Origin of the sequence: Salmonella sp. 32020114201800008SM (assembly GCF_017572025.1) — a bacterium.
Lineage (GTDB): Bacteria > Pseudomonadota > Gammaproteobacteria > Enterobacterales > Enterobacteriaceae > Salmonella > Salmonella enterica.
In genome coordinates this window covers 47137-68099 of sequence record NZ_JAGEQM010000002.1, presented here as the reverse complement: position 1 = coordinate 68099, position 20963 = coordinate 47137, and the positions used below count along the sequence as shown (strand labels likewise).

The following is a 20963-nucleotide window of genomic DNA, read 5'->3' as shown; positions in this document are numbered from 1 at the left end:
AATATTATATTCACTCTCAAGGTGTATCTAATCGTTTAGTATTAACTGGTTCTGAAAAGGCTTTGTCCACGCCTTTCATCAAGGGAGATAACAGGTATTCCATAATGCTGTGTTTTCCGGTAATTACACTGGCGTCAACAGTCATACCTGGTTTTAACCACCGTAAATCATCTTCATTAACATCGAATGCAATAATTACTTTATAATAACGCTGAATTGTTCCTCCGGTATTTTCCTCATAGGAATCAGGGCTAATATTATCGATAGTCGCATTATACGATTTTATCTTTGGTTGGATAATTGACTGCACATCCAGTTTAACGGCTTCATCTACATATATTTGGTCACGGTATTTGGGTAATATTTTCACATCGGCCAGCATAGTCCTTACTTTTGGTTTTATTTCAAAAAGTAAGTCCGCCGCCTGAATCACACCACCATGAGTAGTGGCACTTTTATTGATTTTATAAATTACACCGTCAACCGGTGAATAGATATCCTCCTCATTTATCTGCTTCTCTATTACTTTTAATGTAGAGTTAACAACCTCAAGTTCCTGAAGATTTTTAGATATTATTTTAGATAAAGATAGTCGCAATTCATTATTAAGCGCCTCAATATCATTAACAACCAACTCAATATCATCTTTTTTTAAAGTGATGCTACTTTCAATATCATTAATTTCAGACTTAACTTTTATATACGCCTGTTTCTTGTTAAGAAAATTGGTATATGGGCTAATTCCTTTTTTTACCAGTGGGGAGAGAATATTTATTTCTTCGGCAAGCAATGCGAGTTCTTTTTCTTTCGAACTCAGCTTCTCTTGTAATCCGCTAATCTCAGAATCAAGAGAGGTTTTTTTTAACTCTTTAGCTCTTATCTGACTATGCACTAATTCAATATTCGCTTTTACCTCTTTATTGCTTAAAGAACGGGTGCCATCCAGGGTAATCAACCCACTCTCATTTTCTTTATCAAGAATGAAAGATATTTCGTTAACATCTTTATCCAGATACCCTTTTTGAGTTCTATACCTTTGATATTCTTTTTGCAGATCAAGGTTAACGACCTTTGCAAGGAGTTCTCCTTTTTTTACAGTATCACCCTCGGCTACATAAATATCTTGTATCGTCCCTCCTTTAGAAAGAGATATTAACTGAGCATTATCTTTAGTAGTGATAACGCCCTGACCATGAACCACTGAATTAATTTCTATAAAGTAGGTAAGGATAATAATTAAGATCGTCAAAGAAATAATTATCATCATGAGATGATCGCTTTGTCTTCTATTCATTTCATTACATTTAACTCACTTTCAGTATTTCCTTTTAAATAATCCATTAAATGAAAAATCAATGAGAGTTGCTGTAGCTTTAAAATATACAGGCTATATTTGCTGTCGATCATGCTTACATATGCCTGAAATGCTTCATTACGGCTTGAAATTAAATCAAGCAAACTTTTTTGCCCTAACTGAAACTCCTGCTCATATAATTCAGTAAGCTGTAACGCGTTTGTATGTGAACGTTCCGCCACTGAGTAAGTCTCTTTTGCAGCGGCGTATCTTGAAAGTTGTGAATCAATGTTATAACGCGTTTTAATCAAAAAATCGTCAATTTGCAGCTTAGCCTGCGAGTAACTTGCCACCATTTTTCTTTCCTGGGCTGAATTTCTGAACCCATTAAAAATGTTGAAACTGACATTGATACCCGTTTTAAATTCATCTTCATAATCACTTTTTTTGGCACTACCGCTCGGGTTATTCTGTACATAGCTGGAAACAAGATCTACAGTCGGAAAATAGGATGATTTTGCGGCATTAATATCTTCGGTCGCGGCTTTTCGGGTATTGACAAGCATCTTATAGTCATCGTTGTATTTCATCACCATGTCCATAAGTTTTTCAGGGCTTTCGACAAAGATATATTTTTTGAAGAGGTTGAATTTTTCATCGCTTTGAATCTGATCTGGTGATAAATTCAGACCAGTCATATTCTGCATTTTATACATTTCATCATCCAACATCGACTGATACATAATGCTTCTGGTATTTAATGCATCGATAGATACTTGTACTTTACGCATATCAGATTGCATCGCTACACCGGAAGATACCAGCAACGAAAAAGTTTCCAGCATCTTTTTATAAAACTCTTTCTCCAGATTTACGCCATCAATCATTTCACGATATTTACTGATGTTGTAATAGGTTGTCACAACCTCCTGAGACACTATATTCTTTGTTTTTTCATAGTCAGTTTTACTATTATCTCTTTCATATTCAGATTTCCTGATATTAGCCCCCCTCACTCCAAAATCCGTTATTCGGTATGATAAAGACACCTTATTTTCAACGTTCCTCTCGGTACCTGATGACTCTTTCCTGTTATTATTAAGGCCAGATGTTAGATCCAGGGTAGGATAAAGTGCTGCCCGTGAAAGATCTAAGTCACTGTTTTTCTTTTCAGTCTCATAATATGAAACAGCAACAGAGGGCTGATGCGTTAATGCGGCATTAACTAAATCTCTTAGAGGAATGACCGGAAGCTCGCTGGCGTATGTGCTTTGTGTAATAAAAGCAGTCGTCAGAAAAAACATCTTAATCTTCATTTTTTTCCTCCTTGTTTAACAAACGTTGCTTTACTATTTCCTGATGCATAGATGTTATTTTTTCCATTAATGGCATATAGGTATCACGGTAGCTAACCATTTCAGCACTAATCTCTTTAGTATTGGCAATAATCTTTTTATCAGTAGCCGATAGATCGGATAGCGCTAAATGAACATTATTCATATCCTCATCCATTTCTTTTCTCAGCCCATCGAGAGTATGAGAAATATCGGCACTGCCAGCGGCAATATCGTTTATGGTCTTACCATGTGAAAGAGATTCCTGATAGCATTTATCAACTGATGCCATTATTGAATCATTCTTTTTGTCTATAATATTTTGTATTGTACTCATTGCCTCCAGTCGTGCATTATTATCAGCAAGCAGGGTATTACCTTCAGATAAACGAGAGGTAATTGTTATTACACCGTCAACTAATTTTTTGGTATTTTCGTTATTGCTTACCAGATAACCATCAATCAGCGTAGAAAGTTGCTCTAGTTTTGCTGAGTTATCCAATAGTCGGTTTTGCAAAGTGACAAAGCTATCTGATAGCATCTCTCGTTTCTTTTCTTCATCCTGCGTCCGTAAATTTTCAACTGACAGATAGTTATCAAAAAACGCTTTAAACAACTCTTTAAATTCTACAAGCGTCTCTGATTCAACCCGCAGGCTTCGTTGTTTATTATTGGATCTGTTGCTTATGATTTTTAATTTTTTGATTTCCGTAGAAACAAGGGAATAGGAGCTGCGAACAAAAACACTTTGTGAGGTCAGGAGTATGGCGCAAACAACACCATAGATAGAAGATACAAATGCGGTATTCATCCCTTTCAATGGTTCAGAAAGCGACGCTACCATTGTCACGATCATATTGAGTGTATTACTTGCATTATCACCGCCAACATCTGATGGCGAGCTCAATAAGTTCCCGATTGAACCAATCGTAATAGACAGACCCGCAAACGTCCCCAACAGGCCAACAAGCGTCGACACATTGCTACAGCTCATAATAAATGACAATCGTTGATTACGGGCGGTAGACACATTGTCATCTAATTCCATCAGCAAATTGAAATCGCACTGTTTGGGTTCCCCGGCAAACAAAACCTGATTGAGGTTAGAAAGAATGCTATTTTTTCTACTGGCGTCCTGAGCTATTAATATGTCTTTTGCTGAAATATTTTTAAGAATAGTGAATAATGCACACAAAGAACCTGTAATATAAATGGCAATAATGACTCCATTGTAAATTGCAGAAACCATGAAGTTATCAAAAACATACTCTCTTATACCGGGAAAAGATAAAGCGAAAAAAGGGAGTATGGCAAGAAAAAAACAGACAAACAAATAGCGGTAATGATTTATATATTTCACTCTGACACCTTTTTATTAATAGTCGTGATAATAGCTTTACTCGTTGTACTTGATGCTGCGGAGTTAACACTCATGTCAATAACTACATCAGGATATATTTTCTTGATCTCTTTCATTAAAATAATTCCCCGTTCATATCCCAGTCGTAAAGAGTCAGAGAAAGAGATGTCTGCCTGAGGAATAACCATTTCTATCAATAAATTACTATTAGTTTTGTCTTCTAACCAAGCCTCTATTTTATGAGTATCCTCTTCTGAAAAGCTTCTCAGCCTGCCATGATACGTAATAACAAGCTCATTTTTTGTAGACGTTATATCAGTTTTCTGACCATCGGCGATATCGTATACTCCAACCTCCTTACCTGACATTGTAGTAATTCCGTCCGACACATCTTGAGTATTCACTTCCTTATTAACTATTTCATTAGGATTTGAATCGTCATTGGCTCCGCTATTTTGAGCAGTAGATTTAGTCTTATTCTCTATATTTGCTTTATAAACTTTAATTGAGTTGTCATACATAATAATCATATTATTAAGTGCAAACACCAACATAAGAAATATAAAAATACACAATACCGTAGAGAATGTATCAACAAAACTAGGCCACGGATTACTTTCGTCTTCCATGTTGTCTCCTGATATTACATTGTGAATAAAATGTTTTTGTGGATTAGAAAGGATAAAGGATGCTCAACTTATTCAGAAAGTGAACGCTACCGCCCTTGGCTTACTGCTACCAATACGCTTTATAGATTTCAGTTTTCTTACATCTCGTAATCAGAAAAATAAAAACAACGACGCCATTTTTATGCGCCCACAACAAAGATGAGTGCTTTAATTAAAAACACTCTTCATTTTTTTAATTAGGTAGACATCAATTATTGCACTAACTATATCCTCCCCAATAATAGGTATCGCATAAGCTCTCAGCTCATAAATAAAAAATAGTCATCAGCAAATTAAAACCACCCGCCGATAAATAGATTTGTTAGCTAATCATTGAAACTCTAAATCATTTTAAGGACATATTTCTTTTTAATACGCGTTATAACCATACGTATTTAATAAATTTGCCTCCAGAGGATAAAATGAATTTTCACAATTAAAACATAGGGTCATAGGGACTTCAATATAACTTAAATCATTGAAAATATAATAAGTGGGGAGTAAAAAATCAGAATTGTGTAAAAAAATACACAAATAAAACCATTTTTTATATAAAGCCAGCTATAAGTAACAATTTTATCTTCAGCAATTAAAAATAAAGCAAGATACACATATCATATTTGAGCTCATCACAAGCTAAAGCAAACATTTAATTAACCATTGATAATACCGACCATTCTCTACCGTTATTTTATAATATCTTTTTGTTGTCAAAAAATGGCTATAAATTATATATTTTGCAGATGAGTTTTCTCTTTCATATTTAAGACAATCCGGGTTATTGCAGTACATTTATGAACTTCGGCTGGATAATGATGTGCCGAGTCGAGTCGGCCAGAGGCGATAAGCGACATTTTTCCGTGAGATATGCGCTTCTCTTTTTTGAAAGGGATACTAAGAGCCTATCCCATTAGGGCTATTTTACTTGCCATTTTGGTCCTGGGCAGTGCTCGCCAAAACGCGTTAGCGTTTTGAACGCCGCTTGCGGCGGCCCGAAGGGCGAGCGTAGCGAGTCAAACTTCACGTACTACGTGTACGCTCCGGTTTTTGCGCGCTGTCCGTGTCCAAACTGGCTGCGCCAATAACGCCTGGTGGGATAGGCCCTAAGACAATAATACCAGGTAAGAAAATGCCTGGTTTACACCAGGCATTTCAGCAGACGAGAGCTATAGCGAAAATGCAAATAACGCTTTGACTTTTTTACCAAAAATCAGAACGGAATGTCGTCGTCAAAATCCATTGGCGGTTCGTTAGACGGCGCTGGCGCGGATTGCTGTGGACGCGACTGCGCGCCGCCGCTGAACTGGTTGCCGCCCTGCGGCTGCTGAGGTTGTTGCGGCTGACCCCAACCACCCTGCTGCTGACCGCCTGCCGGTGCGCCGCCGCCCTGGCGACCACCCAGCATCTGCATCACGCCGCCGATCTGCGGAACGTTAATTTCAGTCGTATAGCGTTCCTGGCCACTCTGATCGGTCCACTTGCGGGTACGCAATTGACCTTCGATATACACCTGAGAACCTTTACGCAGATATTCGCCGGCCACTTCCGCCAGTTTGCCGAACATCACCACCCGGTGCCATTCAGTCTGCTCTTTCATTTCGCCGGTCTGCTTATCGCGCCAGGATTCAGAAGTAGCCAGCGTTAAGTTGGCGACAGCGCCGCCACTCGGCATATAGCGTACTTCCGGGTCCTGGCCCAGATTACCAACGAGAATCACCTTGTTTACGCCTCTGCTGGCCATAATTGAGTCTCCTGAATACGTTTCATAAATAGTGTAAACGCGTGAGTGTACCATTTCCACGTAGCATTTTAATAGCTGCGATGCAGGTTCCAGGTCACTCGCGCGAACCTCATATTGTTGCATACTTTAGCTGAAGATGCATTCCAATACTGTATATTCAAACAGGTTAAATTGTGTCATAATTAGCCGTTTCTGCCGTTTGTCCTTCAAACAAACCAGGCATCCGAGTCTCTACCGGGAAAGGTGAATGGATAAGATCGAAGTTCGGGGCGCCCGCACCCATAATCTCAAAAATATTAACCTCGTCATCCCCCGCGACAAACTGATTGTCGTGACCGGGCTTTCGGGTTCAGGCAAATCCTCACTGGCTTTCGACACTCTGTATGCCGAAGGGCAGCGTCGTTACGTTGAATCGCTCTCCGCTTACGCGCGGCAGTTTTTGTCGCTCATGGAAAAACCGGATGTCGACCATATTGAGGGGCTATCGCCCGCGATCTCAATTGAACAGAAATCGACATCGCACAACCCGCGCTCTACGGTGGGTACTATTACCGAGATCCACGACTACCTGCGCCTGCTGTTTGCCCGCGTGGGCGAGCCGCGTTGTCCGGATCATGACGTGCCGCTGGCGGCGCAAACCGTTAGCCAGATGGTCGATAACGTGCTGTCACAGCCGGAAGGCAAACGTCTGATGCTGCTCGCGCCGATTATTAAAGAGCGTAAAGGCGAACACACCAAAACGCTGGAAAATCTGGCAAGCCAGGGTTACATTCGCGCCCGTATTGACGGCGAAGTCTGCGATCTCTCCGATCCGCCGAAGCTGGAGCTACAAAAGAAACATACCATTGAGGTGGTGATCGATCGCTTCAAAGTTCGCAACGATCTTTCCCAACGCCTGGCGGAGTCGTTCGAAACGGCGCTGGAATTATCCGGCGGCACGGCGGTTGTTGCCGATATGGACGATGAGAAAGCGGAGGAGCTTCTGTTCTCCGCCAATTTTGCCTGTCCGATTTGCGGCTACAGTATGCGCGAACTGGAACCGCGTCTGTTCTCGTTCAACAACCCGGCAGGCGCCTGCCCGACCTGTGACGGGCTCGGCGTTCAGCAATATTTCGATCCGGACCGCGTGATCCAGAATCCCGACCTGTCGCTGGCAGGCGGCGCGATTCGTGGTTGGGATCGTCGCAATTTTTATTACTTTCAAATGCTCAAGTCGCTGGCGGAACACTATAAGTTCGACGTGGATGCGCCGTGGGCAAGCCTCAGCGCCAACGTACATAAAGTCGTGCTGTACGGTTCCGGCAAAGAGAACATTGAATTTAAATATATGAACGATCGCGGCGATACTTCCGTGCGCCGCCATCCGTTCGAAGGCGTGCTGCATAATATGGAGCGCCGTTATAAAGAGACGGAATCCAGCGCGGTGCGCGAAGAGCTGGCGAAGTTCATCAGTAATCGCCCCTGCGCCAGCTGTGAAGGAACGCGACTGAATCGCGAAGCGCGCCATGTATTTGTGGAAAATACGCCGCTGCCTGCTATTTCCGATATGAGCATTGGCCATGCGATGGATTTTTTCACTAATCTCAAGCTTTCCGGGCAACGAGCGAAAATCGCCGAAAAAGTGCTAAAAGAGATCGGCGATCGCCTCAAGTTTCTGGTGAACGTCGGCCTGAACTATCTCACGCTCTCCCGCTCGGCAGAGACGCTTTCCGGCGGCGAAGCCCAGCGTATTCGTCTGGCGAGCCAGATAGGCGCCGGGTTAGTCGGCGTGATGTATGTGCTGGATGAGCCGTCCATCGGTCTGCACCAGCGCGATAACGAACGGCTGCTGGGTACGCTGATTCATCTGCGCAATCTTGGCAATACCGTGATTGTGGTGGAACACGATGAAGACGCCATTCGCGCCGCCGACCATGTGATTGATATTGGCCCCGGCGCGGGCGTTCACGGCGGCGAGGTGGTGGCGGAAGGCCCGCTGGAAGCCATTATGGCGGTACCGGAATCGCTGACCGGCCAGTACATGAGCGGTAAACGCAAAATTGAAGTGCCGAAACAACGCGTGCCGGCAAATCCAGAAAAAGTGCTCAAACTCACCGGCGCGCGCGGCAACAACCTGAAAGATGTGACCCTTACGCTACCGGTAGGGCTGTTTACCTGTATCACCGGCGTCTCGGGTTCCGGTAAATCGACGCTGATTAACGACACGCTGTTCCCCATCGCCCAGCGTCAGTTAAACGGGGCGACTATCGCCGAACCGGCGCCGTATCGGGATATTCAGGGGCTGGAACATTTCGATAAAGTGATCGATATCGACCAGAGCCCAATCGGGCGCACCCCGCGTTCCAACCCGGCGACCTATACGGGCGTCTTTACCCCGGTTCGCGAGCTTTTTGCTGGCGTGCCGGAGTCTCGCTCGCGCGGCTACACGCCAGGGCGATTCAGCTTCAACGTGCGCGGCGGTCGCTGCGAAGCGTGCCAGGGCGATGGCGTCATTAAAGTCGAAATGCACTTTCTGCCGGATATTTACGTGCCGTGCGACCAGTGCAAAGGCAAGCGCTATAACCGGGAAACGCTGGAGATTAAGTACAAAGGCAAGACCATCCACGAAGTACTGGATATGACCATTGAAGAAGCGCGTGAGTTCTTTGATGCGGTTCCGGCGCTGGCGCGTAAGCTGCAGACGCTGATGGACGTGGGGCTGACCTATATCCGTCTTGGTCAGTCGGCGACGACGCTTTCCGGCGGCGAGGCCCAGCGCGTGAAGCTGGCGCGCGAACTGTCGAAGCGCGGCACCGGGCAGACGCTGTATATTCTCGACGAGCCGACCACCGGCCTGCACTTTGCCGATATTCAGCAGTTGCTTGACGTTCTGCATCAGTTGCGCGATCAGGGCAACACCATCGTGGTGATCGAACACAACCTGGACGTCATTAAAACAGCGGACTGGATTGTCGACCTCGGCCCGGAAGGCGGCAGCGGCGGCGGCGAAATTCTCGTCTCCGGTACGCCGGAAACCGTGGCGGAGTGCGAGGCGTCGCATACCGCCCGCTTCCTTAAACCTATGCTCAAATAACCTTCACGCCGCTTTCCGATTCGCCGGGAAGCGGCATTATTTTTCCTCATCCCACCTCATTGTATCCGTGTTGAGCATTTGTGATTTGCGTGCCGCCTCGCTCTGACATGTGATAGCGCAAACGGTCTGTTATGGAAAACACCATGAAGTTGCCCTACGCAATCACACTACTGCTGTGCCTGTTTTTAGCCGCCTGTACGCTGCCTGACCGCTTTAGCGCCGTGGCTTTTCAACAACTGACGCTATTACAAACGCGCTCAACCCGCTTCCTGCAGGACGCGGCGCGAATACCGTGGCAAAAAGAGACACTGCTCAAGGATGACCGCGATATCCGCCAGACATTTTTTCAGGCTGAGCGGGTCGCCCGTCAAGGTGGGGATAAACACCGACTCGATAATCTGGCGCTGCTGAAAAATCACTATTTGCGTCTTTATGCGCGGGTTATGCAACGTAAGCAACCACTTACTCACATCCAGGCAGAGAGATACCAACAGCAAAATAATCAGGTCTGGAAATTAGCTATACAGGGTGAGTGTCTGCATTGGGGCGCCCACTGCACTCAAGGAGATGAAAATGGCGTCTATTAACGAAATACATAACCTGATGACCACCGCCCGGGCCGAACACCCTGTAGCGTCCTCGGCGATTGCCGAGTTTATCCAGACGTATAAGCAGGCAAGAGAAGACAGCGACGACGCTATCCGCGAGTCCGCCGCGTTTATCGCCCGCGCGCTTCAGGAACATGCTCGCGGCTGGCTGGACGACGACGATATGATTATTCTGCTGGAAGGACAGCGGGACCTCGCCAGGCTACGCGCCAATAATGCGCAAATCGCCCTCGGCAGCCGTATCCGGTCTACGGTCATCCGCCTCATTGATATCGCCCTGGCGTTGTTGGTCGGCGCGCTATAATCAGGACTGCGGCAACTGCTTGCGTTTATCTTCCGGCAGCGCATTTACCGCCTGTTGATAAGAGGCATCGACCAGATAATAGAGTTGTGAATCCGGCAGCGATCCGTCCAGATAGACCGTGCTCCAGTGCGCTTTATTAAGGTGCCGACTCGGTCGTACATCGCTGTGCTGCTGGCGTAACAACTCTGCCAGTTCCGGGCTGGTTTTGAGAGAGGCTGCCGGGCGCCCATCAACTTCTTTTACCATCGCGAAAAGTACATCTTCCACTTTAATTTGCGTCGCTTTCCAGTCGCTGTGAACGCTCTGCTCTGCGCCAGGTTTTGCCATGCAGTATTGCAGTAATTCCGAAATGGTCATTATCATTCCCCTTGTAGTGTCGCGATGATTTTACGTGGACCGCCGTGAATACGGTGCTCTCCCAACCAGATACCTTGCCATGTTCCTAACTGTAAACGCCCCTGGCGTACAGGCAGCAGCAACGAGACGCCCAATACTGACGACTTAATATGCGAAGGCATGTCATCCGCGCCTTCGTAATCATGTTCATACGCCGCATTATCGGGAACGGTTTTCAGGAAATGGCGCTCCATATCAGCGCGCACGGTGGGATCGCAGTTTTCGTTTAGCGTCAGCGAGGCCGAGGTATGTAGCAACAACAGATGCAGCAAACCCGTTTCGACAGGCGGTAAGCCAGACAATTTATCGATAATTTCATCTGTTATCAGATGAAACCCGCGCGGCTTCTCGCTCAGTGTAATGGTGCGCTGATACCACATAGGCTGCTCCTTCCTAAAAACAAACGTCTCCTGAATAGTGTGCAGCAAGTCTGGAAAAGGTAAAAGCCAGCGGGGCAAGTTTGTGCAAAAATCATGCAAAAAAGGAGAGCCTGACGCTCTCCTGATTTTTAGTACTCCGAGTTGACAATGACTTCCTCGCCAAACGCTCCTGCCTGCGGCAGCGGTTTGTAGGTGGAGTTAGCCGCGCGCAGGATGCGAATACCGCGGATACCACAATCACGAGCCGCGGTAATATCGTTATCCGAATCGCCGTAGAAGATACGCATGTTCTTCTCCTGCAGCCACTGTACTTTCGTATTTTGTTCCGGTTTATCGCCGGCGAAAATCACCGGATTCATATTCGCCGCCGGAATATGGAAGTTATCCGCCAGCGTTTTCGACACGGTTTCCGTTTTCGTCTGACTACGACCAGTGACAAAGTAAATACTGTCGCCACGGCGAACATGCATATCAATGAGCTGTCGGGCCACTTCTTTTGGAATACTGAACTCATCCCAGCCGTTGTTCATTTTTTCCCAAAAGGCCGGATTTTTCAGATAATCGTCGCTGTCCGGGGAGTAGGTTTTCTTTCCGCGCCAGAATCCGGGGCTGGAAAATAACACGGTGTCGTCAATATCAAAGCCGACCGCCATCGGCGGGCGTCCGGTGAGGCTGTTTTCAATCTGGGCGACAGAGACCCAATGGACAGGCGCTTGTTCCGCGAGTTTTGCAACATTAGTGCCCGGATTGAGTGTCGAAGGGGAAGATACTAACGCATTCGCGGAATGGTTTAGCGTAAACAACAAACAGACGGCACTCAGCGCCAGGGTTATTTTTTTCATGCTTTTCCCTTAAAATTCAAAATATTATAATTATTAAGATGAGTCTTTGCTCAAAAAACTATCTGACCATAACGCCAGTAACGGTCAAAAGGAAGGATTATCTGCGGTTTTGTTACGAAAAAAGAGGATGATCACAACAGCTATTGTCAGGCCGGAGGGCACTGTTATCGCCGTCCGGCCTGAATATTACATGACAGCGGCAAATGCCTTCGCCACGCGGTGTACATTTGAAGCATTAAGCCCGGCGACACACATGCGGCCACTGGCAATCAGGTAAACGCCAAACTCATCGCGCAACCGCTCGACCTGCTCCTCGCTTAACCCGGTATAGCTGAACATACCGCGCTGCTGTAACAAGTAATCAAAGTTGCGGTCAGGCATCTCCGCCTTCAGCTCCTTCACCAGCGTCTGGCGCATCGATATAATGCGGTTACGCATCGCGTCGACTTCCGCCAGCCAGCCCGCTTTTAACGCCTCATCGCCTAGGACCGTAGCGACCACCTGAGCGCCGAAACACGGCGGACTGGAGTAAATTCGGCGCACCGTCGCTTTTAGCTGTCCCAGAACCCGCGCGGCGATTTCGGCATCTTCACACACCACGGACAGGCCGCCGACGCGCTCGCCGTACAGCGAGAAAATCTTCGAAAAAGAATTACTGACTAACGCAGGTAACCCGGCGCTGGCAATGGCGCGAATAGCGTAAGCATCCTCGTCCATGCCTGCGCCAAACCCCTGATAGGCAATATCAAGGAACGGAATCAGATCGCGCGCTTTCACTATTTCAATCACCGCATCCCATTGCGAAGGCGTTAAATCCGCCCCGGTCGGGTTGTGACAACAGGGGTGCAGCAACACGATACTGCGCGCAGGTAACGTATTCAGCGTGGCCAGCAGATCGTTAAAACGGATGCCGTTAGTCGCGTCGTCATACCAGGGGTAAGTACTCACTTCGAATCCTGCCCCGGCAAATATCGCAATATGGTTTTCCCAGGTGGGGTCGCTCACCCATACGCCTGCGTCGGGGAAATAACGCTTAAGGAAATCCGCGCCCACTTTCAGCGCGCCGGAACCGCCTAATGTCTGGATAGTAGCCACGCGCTGTTGCTGAAGAACCGGGTGATCGGCGCCAAAGAGCAAAGGCGCGATAGTATGGCGATAAGTATTGAGTCCTTCCATCGGCAGGTACAGCGAAGCGCCATGCGGCTGCGCGTTAAGCCGGGCTTCGGCTTCGGCCACCGTTTTAAGCTGTGGGATAATCCCGTCTTCGTTGTAATACAGGCCAATGCTCAGATTTACTTTGTCGTGACGGGAGTCGTCTTTAAAACGCTCCATCAGTGAAAGAATCGGATCGCCGGCATAGGCGTCAACTTTTTGAAACACGCGATGGTTCTCCAGGTTTACAGAGGGCAGGAAATAACACAATAAACCGGAAGGACGAGAAGATCGAGAGGATGTTGTGGTGGATGCGCATATTACCGGATGACGGCGTGAACGTCTTATCCGGCCTGCAGCCCATGCGCGATACAAGCCGGATAAGCGCAAGCGCCACCCGGCCCGCCGCGCATTTAATCAATATACTTCATTGCCACCCTTGAGGTCAGGCGCGTGATAAGTTCGTAAGCACTTACTTTTGTCATTTCAGCGATACGTTCAACCGGCAGACCTTCACCCCATAAGACCACCGGATCGCCCGCGTTATCCTGCGCGTTTGGCCCCAAATCTACGCAAATCATATCCATCGCCACCCGCCCGACAATCGGAACTTCACGACCATTGACCAGTACTGGCGTACCGGAAGGCGCCGCTCGTGGGTAGCCATCGCCATAACCCATCGCCACCACGCCCAGGCGCGTGTCGCGCTCACTCACCCATGTCCCGCCGTAGCCCACCGGTTCGCCCGCTTTGTGGTCACGCACCGCGATCAAACTGGAGGTTAAGGACATCACCGGCTGAAAACCAAAATCCGGCCCCCAGGGTTTGTGCTCCAGCGGCGATACGCCATACAAAATAATGCCCGGACGCGCCCAGTCAAAGTGAGACTGCGGCCACAGCAGGATACCGCCAGACGCGGCAATAGAGCGCTGCCCGGGTTTACCCTGACAGAAGGCATTAAAAATGTCGAGCTGATGTTCGGTAGCGCCGCATTCCGGCTCATCCGCACGGGCAAAATGGCTGACGATATTCACCGGCTGGCGTACATTTTTACAGTGCGTCAGACGCTGGTAGAACGCTTCCGCCTCTTCGGGACGCACGCCGAGACGATGCATACCGGTATCCAGTTTCATCCAGACCGTTACCGGCTCCGCCAGCTCCACCGCCTCCAGGGCGGCAAGCTGCTCTTGATTATGTACGGCGGTATGCAGACATTGCGCGGAAATGGTCGGCAGATCGGCGGCGTCGAAAAAACCCTCCAGCAGCAGGATAGGCTGCGTGATCCCGCCCGCTCGCAGACGTAGAGCCTCTTCAAGACGCGCCACGCCAAAAGCGTCAGCATCAGGGAGCGTTCGCGCGGTCTCCAGAAGACCGTGTCCATAAGCGTTCGCTTTCACCACCGCAACCAGCTTACTGGCAGGCGCCAGTTCACGCAGACGTTGCAGGTTGTGTCGCAGAGCGCGGCGGTTAATGACGACTGTTGCCGCTTGCATTTGAATTCCTTGTTAACAGAATGACGGAGAGTTACTCATCATCGTATTGCGGTCCCGCATAGTTATCGAAGCGCGACCACTGACCATTGAACGTCAGACGAACCGTACCGATAGGACCGTTACGTTGCTTACCAATAATAATTTCAGCAATGCCTTTTAAGTCGCTGTTCTCGTGATAAACCTCATCACGGTAGATAAACATAATTAAGTCGGCATCCTGTTCAATAGAGCCGGATTCACGCAGGTCGGAGTTCACCGGACGTTTATCCGCGCGTTGTTCCAGGGAGCGGTTAAGCTGCGATAGCGCCACGACCGGCACCTGGAGTTCCTTCGCCAGCGCTTTCAACGAGCGAGAAATTTCGGCGATTTCCAGAGTACGGTTATCAGAAAGCGACGGCACGCGCATCAATTGCAGGTAGTCGATCATAATCAGACTTAACCCGCCATGTTCGCGGAAAATACGCCGCGCGCGCGAACGGACTTCTGTCGGCGTAAGACCTGAGGAGTCGTCAATATACATATTGCGTTTCTCCAGCAGAATGCCCATCGTGCCGGAGATTCGCGCCCAGTCTTCATCATCGAGTTGACCGGTACGAATACGTGTCTGATCGACGCGGGACAGCGAGGCCAGCATACGCATCATGATCTGTTCGCCGGGCATCTCCAGGCTGAAGATCAGTACCGGTTTATCCTGCAACATCGCCGCATTTTCGCAGAGGTTCATCGCAAAAGTGGTTTTACCCATGGAGGGACGCGCCGCGACGATAATCAAATCCGAACGCTGTAACCCTGCCGTCTTTTTATTGAGATCCTGATAGCCGGTATCCACGCCTGTAACGCCATCGTGCGGTTGCTGGAACAACTGCTCAATACGCGCCACGGTAGCGTCGAGGATCTGGTCGATGCTTTTCGGACCTTCGTCTTTGTTGGCCCGGTTTTCCGCGATCTGGAAGACACGCGACTCCGCCAGATCCAGCAGTTCGTCGCTATTGCGCCCCTGTGGATCGTAACCGGCGTCCGCAATTTCATGCGCCACCGCGATCATATCGCGGACCACGGCGCGTTCGCGCACAATGTCCGCATAAGCACTGATGTTCGCCGCGCTTGGCGTATTTTTAGACAACTCCGCCAGATAGGCGAAACCGCCGACGCTGTCCAGTTGGCCCTGCCGCTCCAGCGATTCCGCGAGCGTAATCAGGTCGATAGGACTGCCGCTTTCCTGCAAGCGCCCCATCTCCGTAAAGATATGGCGATGCGGGCGGGTATAGAAATCTTCCGCCACCACGCGCTCGGCCACATCGTCCCAGCGCTCGTTATCCAGCATTAAACCGCCCAACACCGACTGTTCCGCTTCAATCGAGTGCGGCGGCACTTTTATCCCGGCAACCTGCGGATCGCGGTCGCGGGCATCAGTCTGTGGTTTGTTGAAGGGTTTATTTCCTGCCATAGTGAATGGAGTTACCGAGATAGTGATTGGGTCGAAAGATTACCACATTTCTTTTGGAGGAAGCATGGCAACGCGTATTGAATTTCACAAGCATGGTGGTCCGGAAGTGCTTCAGACCGTGGAGTTTACGCCAACGGAACCGGCGGAACACGAAATCCAGGTTGAGAACAAAGCCATTGGTATCAACTTCATCGACACCTATATCCGTAGCGGACTCTATCCGCCCCCGTCGTTGCCTGCGGGCCTGGGAACCGAAGCTGCGGGTGTGGTCAGTAAAGTCGGCAACGGCGTGGAGCACATTCGCGTGGGCGATCGCGTCGTCTACGCGCAGTCAACGCTCGGCGCTTACAGTTCCGTCCATAACGTCCCCGCAGATAAAGCCGCGATTTTACCTGACGCCATTTCCTTCGAACAGGCGGCAGCCTCTTTTCTCAAGGGGTTGACCGTTTTTTACCTGTTGCGCAAAACCTATGAAGTGAAACCCGACGAACCCTTCCTGTTTCATGCCGCTGCGGGCGGCGTCGGTCTGATCGCCTGCCAATGGGCAAAAGCGCTGGGCGCGAAGCTTATCGGTACCGTCGGTAGCGCGCAAAAAGCGCAGCGGGCGCTGGACGCCGGTGCCTGGCAGGTAATTAATTACCGTGAGGAGAGCATTGTCGAACGGGTAAAAGAGATCACCGGCGGCAAAAAAGTCCGCGTGGTCTATGACTCCGTGGGGAAAGATACCTGGGAAGCCTCACTGGACTGCCTGCAACGACGGGGACTGATGGTCAGTTTCGGCAATGCGTCCGGCCCCGTCACTGGCGTGAATTTAGGTATTCTGAATCAGAAAGGTTCCCTGTATGCCACGCGACCTTCACTACAGGGGTATATTACGACACGTGAAGAACTGACCGAAGCCAGCAATGAATTGTTCTCATTGATCGCCAGCGGCGTGATTAAAGTTGATGTGGCTGAAAATCAACGCTATGCGTTAAAAGATGCCCGTCGCGCGCATGAGGTGCTGGAAAGCCGGGCCACACAGGGCTCAAGCCTGCTGATTCCGTAATAGCTCTGCAAAGAAATTGGGCTTCCACCCGGGAAGCCCTTTCTTTTTTTGTTCGGCTGTATGTAGGGTACAGCGCGATGAATTCGTTACCTGCGCAATAATGACAGATTTAATAATCGATTCCTATTTGCCTGTGAGGGCAAAGTTCCAGGTTGTGACGAACCGCTCAATACCTTAGTAAAACCGACGGTTATTGCGCTGATACTGTGGGATTTTTGGCGTTTTTACTGCTTTGATCACCCACACCACAGCCACCGCCAGCAGTAGCCACGGTAACAGCTTGATCATCAGGGCGAACATTCCGCCCAGGAACATGACGGCAGTCGCTACAACCAGCGCGGCCAGAATGCCCAGCAAGGAGACGCCCGTCACCATTAACATCAGAAAAAAGCCAAGCACAAAAAGTAGTTCCAGCATAGTCGCTCCCCATAAAGATGGCATTGCCCGGCGGCACGGCGCTTACCGGGTTTGGTCAGGTAAGCTATTACAAAAATCATGCCAATATTTATGTTTTTGATATATAAAGAAAACGCCCTGCAAGACTGCACAGAGCGTGGTGAGATTGACTAATTTTTGGCGAACTTTTAACGCTTGTCTGCCACCAGTTTTAGCGCCTGCTCCAGTACAGCAACATCCGCGCCAGCTTTATGGGCGTTTTCGCTCAGATAGCGACGCCACTGCCGCGCGCCGGGGATGCCCTGGAACAACCCCAGCATATGGCGAGTGATATGCCCCAGATACGCTCCCTGGCTCAATTCACGCTCAATATAGGGATACATCGCGCGAACCACCGCAACCGGGTCGGCATCGGTGGTATCGGCGCCAAAAATCTCCCGATCCACCGCGGCCAGTATACCCGGATTCTGATAAGCTTCGCGGCCAACCATGACGCCATCCATATGGCGCAGGTGCTCCTTCGCCTCTTCCAGCGATTTGATGCCGCCGTTAATGGACATGGTCAGGTGCGGAAAATCCCGCTTTAGCTGATAGACGCGCGGGTAATCCAGCGGCGGGATCTCACGATTTTCTTTCGGGCTTAAGCCAGAAAGCCAGGCTTTGCGCGCATGGATAATAAACATCTCGCATTCGCCCTGACCGGAAACCGTATTAATGAAATCACACAGGAACGCATAACTGTCCTGATCGTCAATGCCAATGCGGGTTTTTACCGTTACCGGAATCGAGACGACATCACGCATGGCTTTAACACAATCGGCGACCAGTTGCGCATTGCCCATCAAACAGGCGCCAAACATACCGTTTTGCACGCGATCGGAGGGGCACCCCACGTTGAGGTTAATTTCATCGTAGCCACGCGCTTCCGCCAGCTTTGCACAATGCGCAAGCTGAGCCGGATCGCTTCCACCAAGCTGTAGAGCGACCGGATGCTCTTCTTCGCTATAAGCCAGATAGTCACCCTTACCGTGAATAATCGCGCCCGTGGTCACCATTTCGGTGTAGAGCAGCGTCTGGCGAGACAGCAAACGCAGGAAATAGCGGCAATGTCTGTCCGTCCAGTCGAGCATAGGCGCGATGGAGAAGCGATAAGCAGGTAAAGCGGAGGACTGGGTTTCAGGCTGCATGGCGAATAAATAAGCATCCGGTTAAAAAAGGGGCGTTACTATAGCATAACGCTAAACCGGAGGCGTAGCGCCTCCGGTGAAAGCACCTCAGAATGTCATTGTAAGCTGCGCGCCTGCCCCCCAGGTTTCATCTTCGCCGTACAGTCCCATTAAATCGAGATGCACACGGTTAAAGGGCGCAAAGCCAAGACCGCCGGTAACCACATTGCTATCGTTATTTTTCACATCCGCACGATACCCTGCGCGCACCGCCAGCCATGACAACGGTCGAACTTCAGCGCCGACGCCAACGTACTGTGAATTGTCTTCGCTCTTAAAGCCTTTCGTTTCCGTCAGATCGCCATCGGCGCTTACGGTCAGCAAATCGTTATGCCATGCGATGCCCGCGGTAACCAGGGGGCGGATTTGGTATGTATCTTTGTAGTTGGTGGTTTCTCCCGTCATACCATTAGTGATGTAAATATCTTTCGTATCGATATCGCGAGATACCAGATTTTGCCCGCTCAGCCCCAGCGTCCAGTTTTCACCGATATCGGCAGCAAGCCCCGCATCAATGTTAAAACCCGTATCGTCATTGCGATAACGGCTGCTATTCCAGTCGCTACTGTCGTAGTTATAAATTGAGGTGGTGTAGTTATAGAGCCAGGTTTTTTGCAGTTTTGGCGTAACGCCAATGGAAACAGGCACCTCGCCCACCACAAACTGCTTCGCCAGCGCAATACCGTAGTCAGATACAATCGCTACCCGCCCCGACGCGGTAGAGTTTAAATGCTTTGTAATTTCGTCAGACCCCAGCAAAGCAGCGCGTCCTGCTTCACGAAGCGCGACACGTTCATCATGCTGGATATCGCGCAGATACTGAATATCGTTCTGATCAATGGACGAACTCACGCGCCCATGCGCATAACCTTTGGCGATAAACGCCACGGAAAGCGTTTGCCCTGGAATACTTACCGCCAACCCGGCGCCGGCATTGGCGCGGGCGGTTTTTCCGTTGAGATATTCCAGCTCATCGGCCAGGTCGCGCGCGGCGCCCTGAAATTGATTCAGCACGCCTCGCGGATTGAGCAGAATTTGCCCCAGCGTAAGGTTATCGACGACCTCATCGTAGTAATCCACTTTATCGCTGATATCGTCAATTTCATCCTGGAGATTGTCTTTATCCGTAATCTGGACGCCGACCGCAGGAAGGACAACAGTGATATTGTCTTCCGGTTTGGCTTTTGCCAGTAACGCCGGATTTAATAGTACTCCGCTGCCATAATTCGCGGACGCAACGCCCGTCCCGCCCATTGCGTCATTACGCGCTTCCGTCCAGGTATTGGCGGCGCTCGCCTGCTTTGCCATAAAAAGCGAGACCGCGATAGCAATCAGTGAAAGTTTGACGTTTTTGTTCACAGTTAGCCCATCTTATTATCAGGTGAAGTAATTCCTCCGCCACGCTTTACCGGACAGAGGCGAACTATTGCTGTGAAATAGTGATGTTAAATCCTGTTGTTATAATATCGACCCTCATTAGGTATAGATGAGAATACTGGCGCGGAAAAGCTTAGCAGGCGATATATTGTCGCGGGGTAATTTCAGAGTTTTAAGCAGCTCGTGGTAAAGTAACGGATTAGACTTTCATGCCATTCGAGGTGCTACATGGAAAAGACCACAACGCAAGAGTTACTGGCGCAAGCTGAAAAACTCTGCGCGCAGCGCAACGTGCGCCTGACGCCTCAGCGCCTCGAAGTGCTGCGCCTGATGAGTCTGCAACAGGGTGCCATCAGCGCATACGATTTGCTCGATTTGCTGCGCGAAACGGAACCACAGGCCAAACCGCCCACCATTTACCGCGCGCTGGATTTTTTGCTCGAACAGGGTTTTGTCCATAAAGTGGAATCCACCAATAGTTATGTGGTTTGCCACCTGTTCGACCAGCCGACGCACAGCTCGGCCATGTTTATCTGCGATCGTTGCGGCGTGGTGAAGGAAGAGTGTGCCGAGGGCGTGGAAGACATCATGCATACGCTGGCGGCTAAAATGGGCTTTGCGCTACGACATAACGTTATTGAGGCGCACGGTCTGTGCCCTGCGTGCGTAGAAGTAGAAGCGTGTCGCCATCCGGGCGACTGTGGTCACGATCACTCGGTGCTGGTGAAGAAAAAACCGCGTTAGCCTGAACGGAAAACGGGCGGCAATGAGAGAGGGGCACGCCCGCATTCATAAGCAAACAGTGGGAAGCACATCCATGTACT

19 protein-coding genes are annotated in these 20963 nt (G+C 49.2%); 5 read left to right on the top strand and 14 right to left on the bottom strand.

Going from position 1 to position 20963, the window contains the following annotated elements:
• Positions 1–16 precede the first annotated feature (16 nt).
• The 5 genes from siiD to ssb1 form a co-directional block, all read right to left on the bottom strand.
• Positions 17–1294 carry an SPI-4 type I secretion system protein SiiD gene (siiD, locus tag J4613_RS06395; RefSeq protein ID WP_001081935.1) on the bottom strand — a complete coding sequence of 426 codons (1278 nt, stop codon included), beginning with the start codon at positions 1292–1294 and terminating at the stop codon, positions 17–19.
• Positions 1291–2610: an SPI-4 type I secretion system protein SiiC gene (gene siiC / locus J4613_RS06390; RefSeq protein WP_001670706.1), complete on the bottom strand. Its 1320-nt coding sequence runs from the start codon at positions 2608–2610 to the stop codon at positions 1291–1293. Before siiC ends, siiD begins: the two co-directional genes overlap by 4 nt.
• Positions 2600–3988, bottom strand: a complete 1389-nt coding sequence (locus J4613_RS06385; protein WP_000875179.1) for a MotA/TolQ/ExbB proton channel family protein — start codon at positions 3986–3988, stop codon at positions 2600–2602. Before J4613_RS06385 ends, siiC begins: the two co-directional genes overlap by 11 nt.
• Entirely contained in the window at positions 3985–4617 is a 633-nt protein-coding gene (siiA, locus tag J4613_RS06380) for an SPI-4 type I secretion system auxiliary protein SiiA (protein ID WP_000389231.1), read from the bottom strand. The genes J4613_RS06385 and siiA overlap by 4 nt, the downstream gene beginning before the upstream one ends.
• A gap of 1249 nt (positions 4618–5866) precedes the next feature.
• Positions 5867–6397, bottom strand: coding sequence for a single-stranded DNA-binding protein SSB1 (ssb1, locus tag J4613_RS06375; RefSeq protein ID WP_000168322.1), 531 nt, complete (start codon positions 6395–6397; stop codon positions 5867–5869).
• 247 nt (positions 6398–6644) lie between these two features.
• Here ssb1 and uvrA point away from each other — a divergent pair, with 247 nt between their 5' ends.
• The 3 genes from uvrA to J4613_RS06360 all read left to right on the top strand — a co-directional run bounded on the left by uvrA (position 6645) and on the right by J4613_RS06360 (position 10382).
• Complete coding sequence (gene uvrA, locus J4613_RS06370) at positions 6645–9470, top strand: excinuclease ABC subunit UvrA (protein WP_000357725.1); 2826 nt, start codon at positions 6645–6647, stop codon at positions 9468–9470.
• 131 nt (positions 9471–9601) lie between these two features.
• Positions 9602–10057 (top strand): hypothetical protein, encoded by a 456-nt coding sequence (locus J4613_RS06365; RefSeq protein ID WP_000432197.1) that lies wholly within the window; start codon positions 9602–9604, stop codon positions 10055–10057.
• Positions 10044–10382, top strand: a complete 339-nt coding sequence (locus J4613_RS06360; protein ID WP_000146587.1) for a hypothetical protein — start codon at positions 10044–10046, stop codon at positions 10380–10382. The genes J4613_RS06365 and J4613_RS06360 overlap by 14 nt, the downstream gene beginning before the upstream one ends.
• On the opposite strand, the gene J4613_RS06355 is transcribed toward J4613_RS06360, so the two are convergent.
• From J4613_RS06355 to dnaB, 6 genes are all read right to left on the bottom strand, one after another.
• Positions 10383–10739, bottom strand: coding sequence for an MmcQ/YjbR family DNA-binding protein (locus J4613_RS06355; RefSeq protein WP_000155663.1), 357 nt, complete (start codon positions 10737–10739; stop codon positions 10383–10385).
• Positions 10740–10741: 2 nt separating this feature from the next.
• Entirely contained in the window at positions 10742–11158 is a 417-nt protein-coding gene (locus J4613_RS06350; protein WP_000270392.1) for a secondary thiamine-phosphate synthase enzyme YjbQ, read from the bottom strand.
• A 128-nt stretch (positions 11159–11286) separates the two neighbouring features.
• A complete protein-coding gene (gene aphA / locus J4613_RS06345; RefSeq protein ID WP_000724435.1) occupies positions 11287–12000 on the bottom strand; it encodes an acid phosphatase AphA in 714 nt (237 codons plus the stop codon).
• A gap of 186 nt (positions 12001–12186) precedes the next feature.
• The gene (gene tyrB / locus J4613_RS06340; protein WP_000486910.1) at positions 12187–13380 is read right to left on the bottom strand and encodes an aromatic amino acid transaminase; all 1194 of its coding nucleotides are present in this window, start codon (positions 13378–13380) and stop codon (positions 12187–12189) included.
• Positions 13381–13565: 185 nt separating this feature from the next.
• Entirely contained in the window at positions 13566–14645 is a 1080-nt protein-coding gene (gene alr, locus J4613_RS06335; RefSeq protein ID WP_001147297.1) for an alanine racemase, read from the bottom strand.
• A gap of 31 nt (positions 14646–14676) precedes the next feature.
• Positions 14677–16092, bottom strand: coding sequence for a replicative DNA helicase (gene dnaB, locus J4613_RS06330; protein WP_000918353.1), 1416 nt, complete (start codon positions 16090–16092; stop codon positions 14677–14679).
• A gap of 64 nt (positions 16093–16156) precedes the next feature.
• Between dnaB and J4613_RS06325 the strand changes: the two genes are divergently transcribed.
• Positions 16157–17140, top strand: a complete 984-nt coding sequence (locus J4613_RS06325; protein WP_000235555.1) for a quinone oxidoreductase — start codon at positions 16157–16159, stop codon at positions 17138–17140.
• A gap of 174 nt (positions 17141–17314) precedes the next feature.
• Here the strand turns inward: J4613_RS06325 and pspG are convergent, their stop codons facing one another.
• The 3 genes from pspG to J4613_RS06310 all read right to left on the bottom strand — a co-directional run bounded on the left by pspG (position 17315) and on the right by J4613_RS06310 (position 20121).
• Positions 17315–17557, bottom strand: a complete 243-nt coding sequence (gene pspG, locus J4613_RS06320; protein ID WP_000891414.1) for an envelope stress response protein PspG — start codon at positions 17555–17557, stop codon at positions 17315–17317.
• A 167-nt stretch (positions 17558–17724) separates the two neighbouring features.
• Positions 17725–18723 (bottom strand): tRNA dihydrouridine(20/20a) synthase DusA, encoded by a 999-nt coding sequence (dusA, locus tag J4613_RS06315; protein WP_001182233.1) that lies wholly within the window; start codon positions 18721–18723, stop codon positions 17725–17727.
• A gap of 87 nt (positions 18724–18810) precedes the next feature.
• Entirely contained in the window at positions 18811–20121 is a 1311-nt protein-coding gene (locus tag J4613_RS06310; RefSeq protein ID WP_001039335.1) for a conjugal transfer protein TraF, read from the bottom strand.
• 246 nt (positions 20122–20367) lie between these two features.
• Between J4613_RS06310 and zur the strand changes: the two genes are divergently transcribed.
• Positions 20368–20883 carry a zinc uptake transcriptional repressor Zur gene (zur, locus tag J4613_RS06305; protein WP_000416271.1) on the top strand — a complete coding sequence of 172 codons (516 nt, stop codon included), beginning with the start codon at positions 20368–20370 and terminating at the stop codon, positions 20881–20883.
• Positions 20884–20963 lie beyond the last annotated feature (80 nt).

Bases quoted from the DNA above. Each gene is read 5' to 3' on its own strand.
- J4613_RS06355 (WP_000155663.1), bottom strand. From the start codon at position 10,739: ATGACCATTTCGGAATTACTGCAATACTGCATGGCAAAACCTGGCGCA.
- dusA (WP_001182233.1), bottom strand. From the start codon at position 18,723: ATGCAGCCTGAAACCCAGTCCTCCGCTTTACCTGCTTATCGCTTCTCC.
- ssb1 (WP_000168322.1), bottom strand. From the start codon at position 6,397: ATGGCCAGCAGAGGCGTAAACAAGGTGATTCTCGTTGGTAATCTGGGC.
- siiD (WP_001081935.1), bottom strand. From the start codon at position 1,294: ATGAATAGAAGACAAAGCGATCATCTCATGATGATAATTATTTCTTTG.
- aphA (WP_000724435.1), bottom strand. From the start codon at position 12,000: ATGAAAAAAATAACCCTGGCGCTGAGTGCCGTCTGTTTGTTGTTTACG.
- pspG (WP_000891414.1), bottom strand. From the start codon at position 17,557: ATGCTGGAACTACTTTTTGTGCTTGGCTTTTTTCTGATGTTAATGGTG.
- J4613_RS06365 (WP_000432197.1), top strand. From the start codon at position 9,602: ATGGAAAACACCATGAAGTTGCCCTACGCAATCACACTACTGCTGTGC.
- zur (WP_000416271.1), top strand. From the start codon at position 20,368: ATGGAAAAGACCACAACGCAAGAGTTACTGGCGCAAGCTGAAAAACTC.
- siiA (WP_000389231.1), bottom strand. From the start codon at position 4,617: ATGGAAGACGAAAGTAATCCGTGGCCTAGTTTTGTTGATACATTCTCT.
- J4613_RS06325 (WP_000235555.1), top strand. From the start codon at position 16,157: ATGGCAACGCGTATTGAATTTCACAAGCATGGTGGTCCGGAAGTGCTT.
- J4613_RS06350 (WP_000270392.1), bottom strand. From the start codon at position 11,158: ATGTGGTATCAGCGCACCATTACACTGAGCGAGAAGCCGCGCGGGTTT.
- alr (WP_001147297.1), bottom strand. From the start codon at position 14,645: ATGCAAGCGGCAACAGTCGTCATTAACCGCCGCGCTCTGCGACACAAC.
- J4613_RS06360 (WP_000146587.1), top strand. From the start codon at position 10,044: ATGGCGTCTATTAACGAAATACATAACCTGATGACCACCGCCCGGGCC.
- dnaB (WP_000918353.1), bottom strand. From the start codon at position 16,092: ATGGCAGGAAATAAACCCTTCAACAAACCACAGACTGATGCCCGCGAC.
- uvrA (WP_000357725.1), top strand. From the start codon at position 6,645: ATGGATAAGATCGAAGTTCGGGGCGCCCGCACCCATAATCTCAAAAAT.
- siiC (WP_001670706.1), bottom strand. From the start codon at position 2,610: ATGAAGATTAAGATGTTTTTTCTGACGACTGCTTTTATTACACAAAGC.